Consider the following 17,194-nt stretch of genomic DNA (forward strand, 5'->3'; position numbering starts at 1 on the left):
TTTTTTTCTGGATTTTTGATAGATTTAGCCGATACATAAGATAACGATTAGGAGAACAAGACATGAGAACAATCAAAAATATTAAAGAAGAATTAGATACTATTGTTGAATGGCAGGAATGGATGGAAGAGTTAAAAGACGATCCACGGCAAGGAGCCAAAAAAGCCTTGCAGCAATGGTATCGACGAAAAGAGAAAGAAAATGAACTGGCTAAAGAGCACCAAAAGAAAATAGCATTTGACCAGTCGTTTAGGCCATATAAACAGGCATTAATTGCAGGCATTGATGAAGCTGGTCGTGGACCATTGGCAGGGCCGGTAGTAACAGCAGCTGTTATATTGCCAGATGAATGCGACTCATTGATAGGCTTAAACGATTCTAAGCAACTTTCTAAGCAGGCCAGGGAGAAATTCGCAGAGAAAATTCAAGAGTGTGCATTAGCTACAGCGATCCACTTTCAACCAGCTGATATTATTGATGAACTTAATATTTATGAAGCGACAAAACAATCCATGAAGTCCTCAGTTGAAATGCTGCAGTTAAAGCCCGATTTTGTACTGGCAGATGCCATGACTTTGCCGATTGATATAGAACAAGCTTCTATTATTAAAGGGGATGCCAAAAGTTTGGCAATTGCAGCAGCATCCATATTAGCGAAGACTGCAAGAGATCATTACATGGAGGAAATGGCTGATAAGTACCCATTCTATGGCTTTGAAAAGCATGCAGGTTATGGTACTAAGCAGCATATAGATGCATTAGAACAACATGGTCCTACACCGATTCATCGAAAGACATTTGAACCGATTAAATCTATTCTTTTAACGAAAGGGTGAAGTGTAGTGAATTATCCATCATTGAACTCAGTTCAATTGGGCCAAACAATGGTTAATAACCAGCAGCCGCTCACACTTAAGCAAGGCCAGGTAATCCATGGTACGATAAAACAACTTTTTCCTAACCAAATGGCAGAAATTCAAATTGGTGGCCAAAAGTTAATCGCAAAATTAGAAATTCCTTTGCAGGCAGGCAATGCGCATTATTTTCAAGTGTCAGGTACTGAACCAGATTTACAATTAAAAGTAATATCAAACCCTATGACATCTGCAATGCCACTAACTCAACAAGCAGATCAGCTATTAAATGCACTTGGATTAAATCAAACAACTTCTCTGAAAGAACTAGCTTCATTTTTTCTCAAAAATAATTTGCCGCTGTCAAAAGAACTTTTTTTGCAAGCAGAGGAATTATTGAAAAATTTGCCGGATAATCTAGGGACAAAGGAAGCTTTACAAATTATCCAAAAGCTTATAGCACATAAGCTGCCTATTCAACAAGGTACATTTCAAGCTGTCCTGGAAGGAAATATGAAAAATGGATTTGCAGACCTGTTGAAAAACTTCCAGCAAGTCGTAAAAACGGATGAGACAATCTCCATGGGCATGAAAAATCAACTACTGAATCAGCTAGAACAAATCAACAATCCTCTTTTAAAGGAAACAGGGGGTATTCTGCTTGGGAAAATGGTAGAAGCCTTATCTTCAGAGCAAACGTTGCCAGAAAATAAAGCGGCTATTTTGCAGGCGTTGAAGGATGTGGGAGTAATACCTCAAAATTCGAGGTTGTCCAATTGGCAGCAAGAGATTTTTCAACAACCGGCTAGCAGTGGGGCAACCTCCGACCCCATAAACAACAAGACGGAACAGCCAATAGAGCTGCGTACAATAGTGAAACTGCTTCAGGCGCTAGAACAGCAGCCGACTACCCAAGATAAGGGACAGCTTATCGGGCAAATTCAAACAGCCATTGAAAAGAATACATTACTTACTACAGAACAAAAAAGTAACCTAATTCAATTGGCACAACAATCCACATCAACGAAAGACATAGCCCAAACTAAAGCTGTCATAATTCAATTGCAAGAGCAATTGTTAAAGGCTGTTAGTGAGAACGCGATAGTAAAACCATTTGAAGTAGATGATAAAGGCACATCAGCTAAGCACCAGCTGCTTCAATTGCTTGGACAGGAGGATAATTCCGAACAACTTTTCAGCCATTTAACAAAGTATACGTTAGAGTCGAAATCAACACATTTAAAAGGAATGCTACAAGAGACTGAGGATCAATTGGCAAATAATCTAAACGGTAAAGCTATTCAAGCGACCATTAAGGAATTATTCAAGGGACTAGGGCTAAGTTACGAAGCAAAATTAGCAGACGCCTCATCTGACATTCGCCAATTCGCTGAACAACTAAAACCGCAACTAATTGGGCTTTTGCAAAATGGAGTGGTATCTGACGCAACTAAAGATTTAGCAAAGCAAGTGTCAGCAAGGCTTGATGGAATGCAGTATTTATCTACTGAATTAGGGCCAGAGCAACAGCTAATCATGCAATTACCACTTAATTTCTTAGGAAGGCAATCAGAGGCAACACTGCAGTGGAGCGGTCGGAAAGGTGCAGATGGAAAGATTGATGCGGATTTTGCACGCATCCTATTTTATTTGCAATTACATTCATTAAAAGAAACAGTAGTGGACATGCAGGTTCAAAGCAGGATAGTAACTATAAATATCTACAATGACAACGAAGGTCTAAAAAACTTAGCAGCCCCCCTTAAAGCGTTGTTAAAAGAAAATCTAGCACGTCATGATTACCAGCTGTCCGGTCTCATTTTCAAAGACCAGCCGGAAACAGCTAAAAGCAATAGCATCAATCTTTTCCAATCTTCAAATGCCGAACAAAGGGGAGTTGATTTCAAAATATGACAAAAGAGCCAAGTGTGCGTAAGGAAGCGGTTGCCTTAACTTATAATCCCAACCAAGCAGATGCGCCTAAAGTGATTGCAAAAGGGAAGGGTCAAATTGCTGAAAAGATTTTAGAGCGGGCAGAAGCCAATCACATTCCCATACAAAAAGATCCGTCACTTGTTCAATTATTGGGACAGCTAGATCTCAATGAAAGTATACCAGAGGAACTTTATCAAGCCGTCGCAGAAGTATTTGCATTTATTTACCAGTTAGATCAACTCCATGAAAAGACAAAAGTCGACAAAATGTGATAAAATCTCTTTGTTCTTTCGTAGCACAAATTGTTATTTTTTAAATAAAAAATGTCATAAAATAGAGAATCTCTGGACATTATAGTTTTATTTATATACAATAAACTTGTATTTCAGAATACTAGTATTTGAGAACATGAAGGAATTTAGTTGGGAGGAACAAGGATGAATATCCACGAATATCAAGGGAAAGAGATTCTTCGTAAATATGGGGTAGCTGTTCCTGCTGGTCGGGTTGCTTTCTCGCCAGAAGAAGCAGTAAATATTGCGAAAGAATTAGATTCCAAAGTTACGGTAGTAAAAGCTCAAATTCATGCAGGCGGCCGCGGTAAAGCTGGCGGTGTAAAGATTGCGAAAAACTTAGATGAGGTTCGCTCTTACGCAAAAGAATTATTGGGCAAAGTACTTGTAACACATCAAACCGGCCCAGAAGGAAAAGAAGTAAAACGCCTATACATAGAGGCAGGTTCAGATATTCAAAAAGAATACTATGTAAGTCTTTTAGTTGATCGTGCGACTTCTCGCGTAACATTAATGGGATCTGAAGCAGGTGGTATGGATATCGAGGAAGTTGCTGAAGAAACACCAGAAAAAATATTTAAAGAAGTTATCGATCCAGTAGTAGGTTTAACAGGCTTCCAAGCTAGACGCCTTGCTTTTAATATGAATATCCCTACTAAGTTAATCAATAAAACTGCTAATTTAATGTTAGGTTTATATAAAGCGTTTACAGATAAAGATGCTTCCATCTTAGAAATTAACCCGCTTGCTGTTACAGGAGACGGAGAAGTAATGGCACTTGATGCCAAATTCAACTTCGACGACAATGCATTGTATCGCCATAAAGATGTTGTCGAATTGCGCGATTTTGATGAAGAAGACCAAAAAGAAATCGAAGCATCAAAGTATGACTTAAACTATGTTACACTTGATGGCAATATTGGTTGTATGGTAAATGGGGCAGGACTTGCTATGTCTACTATGGATACAATCAGCTTTTACGGCGGAAGACCCGCAAACTTCCTGGATGTTGGGGGCGGTGCAACAGCTGAAAAAGTAACAGAGGCATTTAAAATTATCCTTTCAGATCCGAATGTTAAAGGGATCTTTGTCAATATTTTCGGCGGTATTATGAAGTGTGACGTAATCGCTGAAGGTGTCATTGTTGCAGCCAAAGAAGTAGGTCTAAAGGTACCTCTAGTAGTAAGACTTGAGGGTACAAACGTAGAACTAGGCAAAAAATTATTAAATGAATCAGGCTTAGATATTGTTGCAGCAGATTCAATGGCTGATGGCGCTCAAAAAATTGTGGAACTTGTAGGTTAAGAAAGGCGGAATCGGGATGAGTATTTACATCAACAAAGATACAAAAGTATTGGTACAAGGCATTACAGGTTCGACAGCTCTTTTCCATACAAAACAAATGCTTGAGTATGGCACAAAGATCGTAGCTGGTGTAACTCCTGGTAAAGGTGGCACTACAGTTGAAGGGGTTCCTGTATTTAATACGGTTAGCGATGCAGTAGAAAATACAGGTGCAAATGTATCTGTAATTTATGTACCTGCTCCATTTGCGGCAGATGCTATTCTAGAAGCGGTAGATGCCGAATTAGACATGGTTATCTGTATCACTGAACATATTCCAGTACTTGATATGGTTAAAGTTAAACGTTATATGGAAGGCAAGAAAACACGTTTAATCGGACCAAACTGCCCAGGTGTTATCACAGCGGATGAGTGTAAAATTGGTATCATGCCTGGCTATATTCATACAAAAGGCCATGTAGGCGTTGTTTCTCGTTCTGGTACATTGACTTATGAAGCTGTTCATCAATTAACAGTAGAGGGCATTGGTCAATCTACTGCTGTTGGTATTGGTGGGGACCCTGTCAATGGTACGGACTTTATCGATGTATTAAAAGAGTTTGAAGCAGATCCAGACACATATGGCGTAATCATGATTGGTGAAATCGGCGGTACTGCTGAAGAAGAAGCTGCTGAATGGGTTAAAGCCAACATGACGAAACCAGTAGTTGGATTTATCGGTGGCCAAACAGCACCTCCAGGAAAACGTATGGGCCATGCCGGCGCTATTATTTCTGGCGGTAAAGGAACAGCTGCTGAAAAAATCAAAACAATGAGAGAGTGCGGTATTGAAGTAGCTGAAACACCAGCTGTAATCGGCGAAACATTTATCCGTGTTATTAAAGAAAAAGGCTTGTACGATAAGTGCAAAACCCATTAATATGTATAGTGTAGTGTAGCACTCTAAAGTGCTACACTTTTTCATTTCAATGTGAAGGGAGGAAGGTCATGAGTCATTTGACCTTTTCTGAAAGAATACTAGCATTGCATTATGTGTTCCCTGTTCCCCTAAACAGGCTTTCATCACTTCTTCAAAGAGATCCAAATTTAGAGAGAATTGGGCATACTGAAGCATCTGAATTAGCCATCCTATTAAATATCTCTGTCGATAAAGCTCAAAAATTGCAAAAAAATTATTTAAAAACGTTGGAGACCCCACTCCTACAAGCATACAAAGCACATAAAATTATCCCCATACCTTTTAATCATCCCTTATACCCCACCAGATTACTTGCATTATATGACCCGCCAGTAGTACTTTATACAAAAGGCGACTCTGCAATTTTAGAGAATAAACGAAAGATAGCTATTATAGGAGCAAGAAATGCTACTACTTATACAGATAAGGTATTAAACTTCATCGTGCCGCCATTAATAGAGCATGAGTTTGTCATTGTCAGTGGTTTGGCAAAAGGTGCTGACCGCAAGGCACATGAAACAACTATTCGTTTTTCTGGAAAAACAGTAGGGGTACTTGGACATGGATTATTTCATTTATATCCTAAAGAAAATAAAAAACTTGCTGAGCAAATGGAAATAAATCAGCTGCTTATAAGCGAATATCCACCATACGTCAAGCCGCAAAAATGGCATTTTCCTATGCGTAATCGAATTATTAGCGGTTTATCGACGGGAATAGTGGTAACAGAAGCGGCTGAAAAAAGCGGTACTTTAAGCACAATTGATCATGGATTAGAAAATGGCAAAACAATTTTTGCTGTGCCAGGCGATATTACAAATCCACTTTCAAAAGGGCCACACAAACTGATTGCAGAAGGAGCTAAACCTATATGGAACGGCTATCAAATAATAGAAGAATTAGAAGAATTTTTACATTCGAAATGAAAAATGGTTGCAAAATTTGATTTTCTGTTATACATTTTGCAACAGGTATTTCTTTTGAAAACTTAAACAGCCTCTCTAAGGGGGAACTTATATGTCGGATTATTTAGTGATAGTGGAATCTCCTGCAAAAGCGAAGACAATTGAACGTTACTTAGGAAAAAAATATAAAGTAAAAGCATCAATTGGTCATGTGCGAGATCTTCCACGCAGTCAGATGGGTATTGATACTGAAAATAATTATGAGCCTAGATATATTACGATTCGCGGTAAAGGCCCTGTACTGCAGGATTTAAAATCAGCTGCGAAAAAAGCAAAAAAAATCTATCTAGCAGCCGATCCCGATCGTGAGGGTGAAGCGATTGCATGGCACTTAGCGCAAGCTTTAAATATTGATATCGAATCAGACTGCAGAGTAGTATTTAATGAAATAACGAAGGATGCAATAAAAGAATCATTTAAACATCCTAGACCAATTGATATTGATTTAGTAGATGCGCAACAAGCACGCAGAATACTAGACCGTCTCGTAGGTTACAACATTAGCCCTTTATTATGGAAGAAAGTCAAAAAGGGTTTATCAGCAGGACGTGTACAATCAGTTGCATTAAGGCTTATTATTGATCGTGAGAATGAAATTAAAAATTTCCAGCCTGAAGAATACTGGACAATCGAAGGTAATTTCCAAAAAGGAAAAAAACCTTTTGATGCACTCTTTTATGGTAATGCCAAAGAAAAAATTAAATTAAAAAATAAAGAAGAAGTTGAAGCAATTTTAGCGAAACTAAATGGTGAAGACTTTGAAATTATTAAAGTAGTTAAACGAGAAAGAAAACGAAATCCTTCACCTGCTTTCACTACCTCATCACTGCAACAAGAAGCAGCTCGAAAGCTAAACTTTAGAGCAAGAAAAACAATGATGCTAGCACAACAATTATATGAAGGTATTGATGTTGGTAAAGAAGGTACAGTCGGTTTGATTACATATATGAGAACAGATTCAACTCGTATCTCAGAGACGGCTAAAAAAGAAGCCTTCCAATATATTGATCAAACTTATGGAAATGAATATACAACGCCGATCAATCAACAGGCGAAGAAGTCAGAAAAAGCGCAAGATGCGCATGAGGCAATCCGCCCAACAAGCACTATGCGTCATCCAGATCAACTTAAAACAGTATTGTCACGAGATCAATTAAGATTGTATCGTTTGATTTGGGATCGCTTTGTAGCAAGTCAAATGGCTCCTGCTATTTTAGATACAGTTACGGCAGATTTGCAAAATGGCGATGTTATTTTTAGAGCTTCAGGCTCCAATGTGAAATTCCCTGGTTTTATGAAGCTTTATATAGAAGGATCAGACGACCAGAAAGAAGAAAAAGACAAACTACTGCCGCCGCTTGAAAAGGGAGACGTGGTTAAGAGTCTAGAAATAAATCCAAAACAACATTTTACGCAGCCTCCTCCACGTTTTTCTGAAGCAAGGCTTGTAAAAACGTTAGAAGAACTAGGGATCGGCCGTCCTTCAACATACGCCCCTACATTAGATACAATTCAAAAGCGGGGATATGTAACGTTAGAAGCAAAACGCTTTGTGCCAACTGAGCTTGGGGAAATAGTACATTCACTCGTACTAGAATTTTTCCCTGATATCATTAATATTGAATTCACTGCTCAAATGGAAAAAGATTTAGACAGTATAGAAGATGGCGATGTAAAATGGAAAAAAATTATCGATGACTTTTTCCGTAAATTCGAGAAAGATCTACAGCATGCAGAAATTGCGATGGAAAAAGTTGAAATAAAAGATGAACCTGCTGGCGAAGATTGTGAAGTTTGCGGCTCGCCAATGGTCTTTAAGCTAGGACGATATGGCAAGTTTATGGCTTGTAGCAATTTCCCAGATTGTCGGAATACTAAAGCTATTGTGAAAGAGATCGGAGTCAAATGCCCTAAATGTAAAGAGGGCGAGATTGTTGAAAGAAAGAGTAAAACAAAGCGGATTTTTTATGGATGTAACCGCTATCCAGATTGTGATTTTGTCTCTTGGGATAAGCCAATTAATCGCCCTTGTCCAAAATGTAATGAATTATTGGTGGAGAAAAAGATTAAAAAGGGTATTCAAGTCCAATGTACAAATTGCGACTACAAGGAACAACCTACACAATGATGCACTATTAGAAAGCAGGTAAAGAGAGTTATGACAACAATTGTGAATGTTATTGGAGCGGGTTTAGCAGGAAGTGAAGCAGCATGGCAAATTGCGAAAAGAGGTATTAACGTCCGTCTTTTTGAAATGCGTCCTGTGAAACAAACACCAGCCCACCACACGGATAAATTTGCAGAACTTGTTTGCAGCAATTCATTGCGTGCAAATAATCTTACAAATGCTGTTGGCGTTATTAAAGAAGAAATGCGCCAACTAGATTCAATTATTATTGAAGCAGCAGACCAATGCTCAGTACCAGCAGGTGGTGCACTAGCTGTTGACCGCCATGAATTTTCTGGTTATATAACGGAAAAGGTGAAAAATCATCCGCTTGTTGAAGTGGTGAATGAAGAAGTAACAGAGATTCCTGAGGGGATTACTGTTATCGCAACTGGACCATTAACATCCCCAGCACTTGCGGATAAAATTAAAGAATTAACAGGCGAAGAATATTTATACTTTTATGATGCAGCAGCTCCTATTATTGAAAAAGAGAGCATCAATATGGATAAAGTTTATTTGAAATCTCGCTATGATAAAGGGGAAGCAGCATATCTAAACTGTCCTATGACAGAAGAGGAATTCTATGCTTTCCAAAAAGCTTTAGTAGATGCAGAAAAAGCACCACTAAATGAATTTGAAAAAGAAAAATACTTTGAAGGTTGTATGCCTATTGAAGTAATGGCTGAACGTGGACCTAAAACTATGCTGTTTGGTCCAATGAAACCTGTAGGGTTAGAAGATCCAAAGACAGGAAAAAGACCTTTTGCAGTAGTCCAACTTCGCCAAGATGATGCAGCAGGAACACTTTATAACCTGGTAGGGTTCCAAACGCATTTAAAATGGGGAGCTCAAAAAGAAGTGTTTAGTATGATTCCAGGCTTAGAAAACTTGGAAATTGTACGGTATGGTGTTATGCATCGAAATACATTTATTAATTCTCCTAAAGCGATGGCAAAGACGTATCAATTAAAAGCACGTCCTACTTTGTTCTTTGCAGGTCAAATGACAGGGGTAGAAGGATATGTAGAATCAGCGGGGAGCGGACTCATTGCAGGTATTAATGCTGCTCGGTTAGCACAGCAACAGGACTTGTGTATATTCCCATCTGAAACTGCACTTGGTAGTATGGCTCGTTATATAACAGAGACTGATGCTAAGCATTTCCAACCAATGAATGTTAACTTTGGTTTATTCCCTCCACTAGGAGAAAAGATTAAATCGAAGCAGGAACGCGGAGAGAAACATGCGGAACGTGCACTAGCAGCGCTAAAACAATTCAAAGAATTAAATACATTATAATTAGTTTGCTAAAGTCCTTAATTGTTGATATACTTTTAAGGGCTTTTTGCTTTGTCAATATTTTTTTGTTTTTTTCTTATTTAAGGTTAATCTATTCCAATTTTAGGCATACTATTAAAAGATCCATTTTGGACACAAAAACGCCATAAATCTACTGAAAATTTCCATATTCTAAGTTGTTAAAAAGTGTTCTTGCTTTATTTAATTCAATGACAGTGGGAGAATACAAAAGAAAGCTTTAGTTTGGAGTGTTTAAATGAACCTACAGTTTGATGATGCACTTGAACAATTTATGACATATATACAGCTTGAAAAGAATTATTCGCCGTTAACAGTCCAAGAATATCGAACAGATTTGCTAGAGTTTTTTTCGTTTCTTCATACTGAAGATGTAAAAGAATTGACTCAAGTTGAATACGTTCATGCAAGGCTTTATATAACAAAATTGTATGAAGAAAAAAAAGCAAGAACCACCGTCTCTAGAAAGATATCATCAATCCGTTCTTTCTTTAGATTTTTAAATAAAGAATATGAAATTGATGATGTAGCATTCCAAGCGCTATATCACCCCAAAAAGGAAAAAAGGCTCCCTCACTTTTTTTATGAAGAAGAACTTTCTCAATTATTCCAAGCCAATGAAGGTGAAGATCGGAAATCTCTACGCAATATGGCTATCCTAGAGCTACTCTATGCTACTGGTATCCGTGTGAGCGAGTTGACTTCTCTACAAATAAAAGACATTGACTTTTCCTTAAATATCATTAGAGTGATGGGGAAAGGTAGAAAAGAGCGCTATGTTCCTTTCGGTGAATATGCAGGACATTCACTAACACGATATATTGAAGAAGCGCGTTCTGCGCTAATGAAGTCGAATAAACACAATTTTGTGTTTGTGAATCTGCGCGGAGGGGCAATCACTTCAAGAGGAATACGCTATATATTAAATGAGATGATTGCAAAAGCAGAACTACATACAACGATTCATCCGCATATGCTTAGACATACTTTTGCTACACATTTATTAAATAACGGAGCTGATCTCCGAACGGTCCAGGAGCTTTTAGGCCATTCCAGTTTATCTTCTACTCAAGTTTATACGCATGTAACGAAAGAACATTTACGAAATACGTATATAAATGCTCATCCACGAGCGTAAAATTTTGAAGGAGGTTTTTTGATGGATTTGCATGCAACCACAATATTCGCTATACAACATAAAGGGGCTAGTGCCATGGCAGGCGATGGCCAAGTCACATTAGGAAATTCTGTTGTAATGAAACATACTGCCAAAAAGGTGCGTCGTTTATATAACGGAAAAGTTCTTGCAGGCTTTGCAGGCTCTGTTGCTGATGCTTTTACGTTGTTTGAAATGTTTGAAAGTCGGTTAATGGAATACAACGGCAATCTACAGCGTGCAGCTGTTGAAGTAGCTAAGCAATGGCGCGGAGACAAAATGCTGCAAAAGCTTGAAGCTTTGCTCCTTGTCATGAATAACGAAACATTATTGCTTGTATCAGGTTCAGGTGAAGTAATCGAACCGGATGATGGTATTTTAGCGATTGGCTCAGGCGGAAATTATGCTTTATCTGCAGGCAGGGCATTAAAGCAATATGCAGGGGATACATTAACTGCACATGATATTGCAAAAGCATCGCTTGAAATTGCGGCAGATATTTGTGTATTTACAAACCATAATATTATTGTGGAGGACTTAAGCGAATGACATTACAAAAAACGCCAAGAGAAATGTTGGACTATTTGAATCGTTATATTGTTGGTCAAGAACAAGCCAAAAGAGCAGTGTCAGTTGCGCTTCGTAACAGATATCGTAGACAGTTATTGCCGGATGAAATGAAGAATGAAGTCATTCCAAAGAATATTTTAATGATCGGACCAACAGGTGTCGGAAAAACAGAAATCGCAAGAAGAATCGCACGCTTGGTAAAAGCTCCGTTTTTAAAAGTAGAGGCTACAAAATTTACCGAAGTGGGTTATGTTGGACGAGACGTTGAATCAATGGTAAGAGATTTAGTCGAAATCTCTAATCGACTTGTAAAAGAAGAAAAACAAGAAGAAGTGAAAGAACAGGCTGAAAGATTGGCAAATGATCAAATCGTTAAACTACTTGTGCCTAGCATGAAAAAGAAACAGAATACCCCGAACCCATTTGAGGCATTATTTGGCCAAAAAGTGGAGGCTTCTGACGATCAGCCGGAAGAAGATACTCAAGTACGTTTGAAAAGATCTCAAATTGCTGATGATTTAAGAAACGGCAAATTAGAGAACGAATGGGTTACGATAGAAGTGACTGAACAGCAAACAGGCATGATGGGTATGATCCCAGGTGGATTTGATATGGGTGGTACAAATATGGGAGATATGCTCTCAAGTTTAATGCCTCAAAAGAAAAAGAAGCGCCGTTTACAAGTAAAAGATGCAAGACGAGCTTTAACCATCGAAGAAGCCAATAAATTGATTGACAGCGATGAGGTAGCGGTAGAAGCCATCCACCGGGCAGAACAAACAGGTATTATCTTTATTGATGAAATTGATAAAGTTGCTACTAAAAGCAATGGAGGAAATAGCGCAAATGTATCGCGTGAAGGCGTACAACGCGATATTTTACCAATTGTAGAAGGATCGACCGTGAATACAAAATATGGTCCAGTACGGACAGATTTCATGTTATTTATTGCGGCAGGAGCCTTTCATATGTCAAAGCCTTCCGATTTAATACCTGAATTGCAGGGGCGTTTTCCAATTCGCGTAGAGCTAGAAAAATTAACGAAAGAAGATTTTATACGGGTTCTTAAAGAACCAGACCATTCGTTAATTCTTCAGTATGAAGCGCTTCTTGCTACCGAGGAAATTGAAATTTCATTCACAGACGGAGCAATTGATCGTATTGCAGAAATTGCCACTAATATAAACCAAGATTCAGACAATATAGGAGCGAGACGTCTGCATACAATCCTTGAACGTTTGTTAGAAGAGCTTTCGTTTGAAGCGTCGGATATATCACCGGCCCGTATTGAAATTACAGAAAATTACGTAGACGAAAAACTTAATGAAATTGTCAAGAATAAAGATTTGTCACAATTTATTTTATAGTATATAATCTAATGTATTGCACAAAATTTGAAACCTTTTGAATATTTCAAAAATGAGGTAAAAATTACAGGAGGAACATTCGTAATGAATTTATTAGAAAAAACAAGAAAAATTAACTCTATGCTGCAAGCGTCAGCAGGAAGACAAGTAAACTTCAAAGAGATGGCAGAAGAACTTGGTGAAGTTATTGAGAGTAACGTATATATAGTAAGCCGAAAAGGGAAATTGTTGGGTATTGGTGTAAAACAACAAATTGAAAACGAACGTTTCAAAAAAATGTTAGAAGAGCGTCAATTCCCAGAAGAATATACACGTAAGTTATATGACTTCTCTGAAACAGCTTCGAACCTAGGTGTCTCGGATGAGCACAGTGCATTCCCAGTAGAAGCTCAAGAAATCTTTAAATCCGGTCTCACAACAATCGTGCCAATCAATGGTGGCGGCGAACGTTTGGGTACACTTGTTTTAGCACGTCTTGAAGATAAGTTTGAAGACGACGATTTGATCCTAGCTGAATACGGTGCAACTGTGGTAGGTATGGAAATCTTACGTGAAAAAGCAGAAGAAATTGAAGAAGAAGCTAGAAGCAAAGCGGTTGTTCAAATGGCGATCAATTCATTGTCTTACAGTGAGCTTGAGGCGATCGAGCATATCTTTGAAGAACTAGATGGCTCTGAAGGTTTACTAGTTGCTTCTAAAATTGCTGACCGTGTCGGTATAACACGTTCAGTGATTGTCAATGCATTGCGTAAGTTAGAATCAGCTGGTGTGATTGAGTCACGTTCTTTAGGTATGAAAGGTACTTATATTAAAGTACTAAACAACAAATTCCTAAATGCTTTAGCAGAAATCAAAATGAGATAAGTTGAAATTGCTGTTTTGTCCTTAACAGGGGACAAAACAGCTTTTTTATTTACCCTACTACTTCCCGGATACTCAAAACACCTTCTCTCTCTTCGCTATTAAGATACAACCACCGTAAAAGATTATCAGAATGTGACAAATTAAAATACATAGTTCGCAAAAATACACCAAATTAACTTAAAATGGTATAATATGTGCTATCAACCAGTCTTATAAATTTATTGCTCGCAATATTAAGAATATGACAATTGAAAAAATAAGGAAAAACATTTATAATATTCTTCGTTAGGAAAAAAGGTATAGTAATATATACTTTGCAAATTTATAAAATTATATACAATTAAACATATTTTCTGCCAAAATTGCTGTATTAAAAGATATACACTATTAAAATAGTGAAAAAGGATTTAGGTAATAAGACCTTTCATTTATCAAGTTTATTGTATGGGGAAGATTTTTCTGCCAGTAAAAATGGTCTGTTAAACCTATTAAAAATATGATAAATTCGATAGACACTTTATAACATCTTTATTACAATTATAACATCAGAAAATTAGTTGAATTTGACGAATAAAGTCGAATTGAGGTGAATGAATTGGGTATTTTCGACGGAACCCTCTCTAATATTGAGAATGGGTTATCATATGCAAGTTTAAAACAGAAAACAATCGCTCAAAACATTGCGAATGTAGATACGCCGAATTATAAAGCAAAGGATGTAAGTTTTCACAAAATGCTAGAAGATGCGAAGAATTCTTCGATTCAGGCAAATAAGACTGACTCAAAACATTTTGATTTCCAATCTACAAACCAAACTCCAGGTGTAGTGAACAATAGACAATTAAGCTACAGAAATAATGGGAATAGTGTTGATATGGATAAAGAACAAGCGAGTCTAGCAGAGAATAGTATTTTTTACAATACACTAATTGAACGCGAAAATGGCAAATTAAATTCGCTTCTGACAGTTATTAAGGGAGGCAATTAATCGTGTCAATATTCCAAAGTATGGATACAACGGGATCTGCATTAACTGCGCAGCGTTTGAGAATGGATACTATTTCATCCAATATGGCCAATGTAGATACAACAAGAGCAAAACAAGTTGATGGCAAATGGGTTCCTTACACGCGAAAAACAGTTACTTTAGTTCCAAAAGGAAATTCATTTTCTAACTTCCTTAATAAAGCTGTTGGATCTGATCAAACAGTAGGCAATGGTGTAAAAGTAGCTAGTATCAATGAAGATACAAAGACACCTTATAAACTTGTATATGATCCAACCAACCCAGATGCAAATGAGGAAGGATATGTTCAAACGCCAAATATTGATCCATTAAAAGAAATGGTGAATCTAATCTCAGCCACACGCTCGTATGAAGCAAATGTAACGGTTTTTAATGCTAATAAATCTATGCTTTCAAAAGCATTAGAGATAGGAAAATAATCAACCAGGAAGGATGATAAAGATTGGCAATTTCTCAAGTTTCTATTTCACAGCCAGTGCAGCCAGCTATGTCTCAAACAGCAATAGAAAAGACGTCAACGAATGAGAAAGAAAACTTTGGTGCTGTTTTAAAAGATGCAATCTCAGCTGTGAATAATAGTCAAGTAGCTTCTGATAATATGACGAATCGGCTTGTCAATGGAGAAAATGTAGAGCTTCATGATGTAATGATTACTGCTCAAAAGGCAAATATCACACTAAACACCGCCCTCCAAATTCGCAATAAAGTAGTAGAAGCGTATCAAGAGATTATGCGAATGACAGTTTAATAGGAATGTTTATTAGAGAGAGAAAACAAAAACATTACCTATAACCGGAGGATCAAAATGAATGAAAGATTAACGAAAATTAAGACTAACTTCAGTCAGTTTTGGAAAAGTAGAACAAAAGTACAAAAAGGTACAATTATCGGTTCTATTTTAGCTGTGCTAATGATAGCTGTAATTATTACTTTCTTTGCTACAAGAGTAACGTATGCCCCTTTATTTTCAGATTTGTCTGCTGCTGAAGTCGGTCAAATCAAAGAACAATTAACTTCTGATGGGGTAAAATTTCAAGTCACTAATGGTGGAACAGCGATAGAAGTGCCAAAAGATCAAGTAGATGATTTAAAGGTTGATTTGGCATCACAAGGATTACCTCAGTCAGGGCAAATTGACTATTCATTCTTCTCCCAAAATGCGGGCTTTGGTATGACAGATAATGAGTTTAATATGCTTAAGCTTGCATCCATGCAAACAGAGCTTGGAAATCTAATGAAGCAAGTAAAGGGCGTTAAAGATGCTAAAGTGATGATTAATTTACCAGAAAAAGGTGTTTTTGTAAGCGATACTCAGCAAGAGGCAAGTGCATCTATTGTATTAAATACTGAACCTGGATATCAATTTACCGAAGCGGAAATTAAAACACTTTATAATCTAGCGTCAAAAAGTATACCGAATTTAAAGCCTGAGAATATTGTGATTACTAACCAGTACTTTGAATACTACGATCTTGGTACTGAAACAGCAGATAGTGGTGATGGTTTATCTGCTACAGGTGCGACAAAACAATTGGCAATCAAAAAACAGATTGAACGTGATTTAGGGCGCCAAGTCCAAACCATGTTAGGCCAGTTGATGGGTCCTGGCAAAGCAGCTGTCAGCGTTACGACTGATATCGACTTTACTCAGGAAAACAGAGAAGAAAATTTAGTAGAACCCGTTGATAAGGACAACATGGCCGGAATCCAAATTAGTGCTCAAAAAATTAACGAGACTTATACAGGAGACGGCGCAGGAGCTGGCGGGACACCTGAAGGAGATTCCAACACAGATAACTTTACTGATTATCAATCTTCAAGCAATGGGAACGGCGACTACGAAAAGAGCGAAGATACTGTCAACTATGAAGTAAATCGTATCAAAAGAAAAATTACAGAAAGCCCATATCGCATACGTGATATCGGAATTCAGGTAATGGTTGAACCTCCAAAAGCAGGCGACCCAACATCATTGCCAGCCGCAACGCAGGACGACATTAAAAATATGCTAGCTTCAATTGTTCGGACATCAATCGATAAGAATGAAGCGGGAGAATTAACGAATCAGCAAATCAATGAAAAAGTCATTGTGGCTGTGGAAAAATTGAATGGAAAAGCTACTGTTCCAACAGCGCAAACTAATTCAATTCCATGGTGGGTTTATGTCATTGGCGGAATCCTTCTTGCTGCAATCGGCATTTTAGTCTTCTTTATTTTACGTTCTAGAAGACAGATGGAAGAGGAAGAAGAATACGATTACTATGAAGAGGAAATTGATGTAGACGATATATCTGAAGAAAAAGAAACTGAAACGACATTACGTCGAAAACAGTTAGAAAGAATGGCGAAAGACAAGCCGGAGGAATTTGCGAAATTGCTTAGAACATGGATAACGGAAGATTAATAGGGGGAA

At 37.7% G+C, this 17,194-nt stretch carries 16 protein-coding genes; all 16 read left to right on the plus strand.

What is annotated here, in order from left to right:
• The first annotated feature begins 62 nt into the window (after window positions 1-62).
• The 16 genes from M2M59_RS04955 (at window position 63) to fliF (ending at window position 17,185) form a co-directional block, all read left to right on the plus strand.
• Entirely contained in the window at window positions 63-836 is a 774-nt protein-coding gene (locus tag M2M59_RS04955; protein WP_249775676.1) for a ribonuclease HII, read from the plus strand.
• A gap of 6 nt (window positions 837-842) precedes the next feature.
• Window positions 843-2,768, plus strand: a complete 1,926-nt coding sequence (locus M2M59_RS04960) for a hypothetical protein (protein ID WP_249775677.1) — start codon at window positions 843-845, stop codon at window positions 2,766-2,768.
• A complete protein-coding gene (locus M2M59_RS04965; RefSeq protein ID WP_249775678.1) occupies window positions 2,765-3,061 on the plus strand; it encodes an EscU/YscU/HrcU family type III secretion system export apparatus switch protein in 297 nt (98 codons plus the stop codon). Before M2M59_RS04960 ends, M2M59_RS04965 begins: the two co-directional genes overlap by 4 nt.
• 165 nt (window positions 3,062-3,226) lie before the next feature.
• Window positions 3,227-4,387 carry an ADP-forming succinate--CoA ligase subunit beta gene (sucC, locus tag M2M59_RS04970; RefSeq protein ID WP_066785376.1) on the plus strand — a complete coding sequence of 387 codons (1,161 nt, stop codon included), beginning with the start codon at window positions 3,227-3,229 and terminating at the stop codon, window positions 4,385-4,387.
• Between the two features lie 16 nt (window positions 4,388-4,403).
• A complete protein-coding gene (gene sucD / locus M2M59_RS04975) occupies window positions 4,404-5,306 on the plus strand; it encodes a succinate--CoA ligase subunit alpha (RefSeq protein ID WP_066785379.1) in 903 nt (300 codons plus the stop codon).
• Between the two features lie 68 nt (window positions 5,307-5,374).
• On the plus strand, window positions 5,375-6,271 hold the full coding sequence (gene dprA / locus M2M59_RS04980) for a DNA-processing protein DprA (protein ID WP_147194171.1): 897 nt from the start codon (window positions 5,375-5,377) through the stop codon (window positions 6,269-6,271).
• A 91-nt stretch (window positions 6,272-6,362) separates the two neighbouring features.
• On the plus strand, window positions 6,363-8,438 hold the full coding sequence (gene topA, locus M2M59_RS04985; protein WP_147194169.1) for a type I DNA topoisomerase: 2,076 nt from the start codon (window positions 6,363-6,365) through the stop codon (window positions 8,436-8,438).
• Between the two features lie 30 nt (window positions 8,439-8,468).
• Complete coding sequence (gene trmFO / locus M2M59_RS04990) at window positions 8,469-9,779, plus strand: FADH(2)-oxidizing methylenetetrahydrofolate--tRNA-(uracil(54)-C(5))-methyltransferase TrmFO (RefSeq protein WP_147194167.1); 1,311 nt, start codon at window positions 8,469-8,471, stop codon at window positions 9,777-9,779.
• Window positions 9,780-10,035: 256 nt separating this feature from the next.
• Window positions 10,036-10,935 carry a tyrosine recombinase XerC gene (gene xerC / locus M2M59_RS04995; RefSeq protein ID WP_066785580.1) on the plus strand — a complete coding sequence of 300 codons (900 nt, stop codon included), beginning with the start codon at window positions 10,036-10,038 and terminating at the stop codon, window positions 10,933-10,935.
• Between the two features lie 18 nt (window positions 10,936-10,953).
• A complete protein-coding gene (gene hslV, locus M2M59_RS05000) occupies window positions 10,954-11,502 on the plus strand; it encodes an ATP-dependent protease subunit HslV (protein WP_066785582.1) in 549 nt (182 codons plus the stop codon).
• Window positions 11,499-12,890 carry an ATP-dependent protease ATPase subunit HslU gene (hslU, locus tag M2M59_RS05005; RefSeq protein WP_249775679.1) on the plus strand — a complete coding sequence of 464 codons (1,392 nt, stop codon included), beginning with the start codon at window positions 11,499-11,501 and terminating at the stop codon, window positions 12,888-12,890. Before hslV ends, hslU begins: the two co-directional genes overlap by 4 nt.
• 84 nt (window positions 12,891-12,974) lie before the next feature.
• Entirely contained in the window at window positions 12,975-13,754 is a 780-nt protein-coding gene (codY, locus tag M2M59_RS05010; protein ID WP_147194162.1) for a GTP-sensing pleiotropic transcriptional regulator CodY, read from the plus strand.
• A gap of 595 nt (window positions 13,755-14,349) precedes the next feature.
• Window positions 14,350-14,742, plus strand: coding sequence for a flagellar basal body rod protein FlgB (gene flgB, locus M2M59_RS05015; protein ID WP_147194160.1), 393 nt, complete (start codon window positions 14,350-14,352; stop codon window positions 14,740-14,742).
• A gap of 2 nt (window positions 14,743-14,744) precedes the next feature.
• Window positions 14,745-15,200 (plus strand): flagellar basal body rod protein FlgC, encoded by a 456-nt coding sequence (gene flgC, locus M2M59_RS05020; RefSeq protein ID WP_249775680.1) that lies wholly within the window; start codon window positions 14,745-14,747, stop codon window positions 15,198-15,200.
• 23 nt (window positions 15,201-15,223) lie between these two features.
• Entirely contained in the window at window positions 15,224-15,529 is a 306-nt protein-coding gene (fliE, locus tag M2M59_RS05025; protein ID WP_147194156.1) for a flagellar hook-basal body complex protein FliE, read from the plus strand.
• Window positions 15,530-15,586: 57 nt separating this feature from the next.
• Window positions 15,587-17,185 (plus strand): flagellar basal-body MS-ring/collar protein FliF, encoded by a 1,599-nt coding sequence (gene fliF / locus M2M59_RS05030; protein ID WP_249775681.1) that lies wholly within the window; start codon window positions 15,587-15,589, stop codon window positions 17,183-17,185.
• Window positions 17,186-17,194: the final 9 nt, after the last annotated feature.

The sequence above is a fragment of the Rummeliibacillus sp. G93 genome (assembly GCF_023515935.1).
In the GTDB taxonomy this organism is placed as follows: Bacteria; Bacillota; Bacilli; order Bacillales_A; family Planococcaceae; genus Rummeliibacillus; species Rummeliibacillus stabekisii.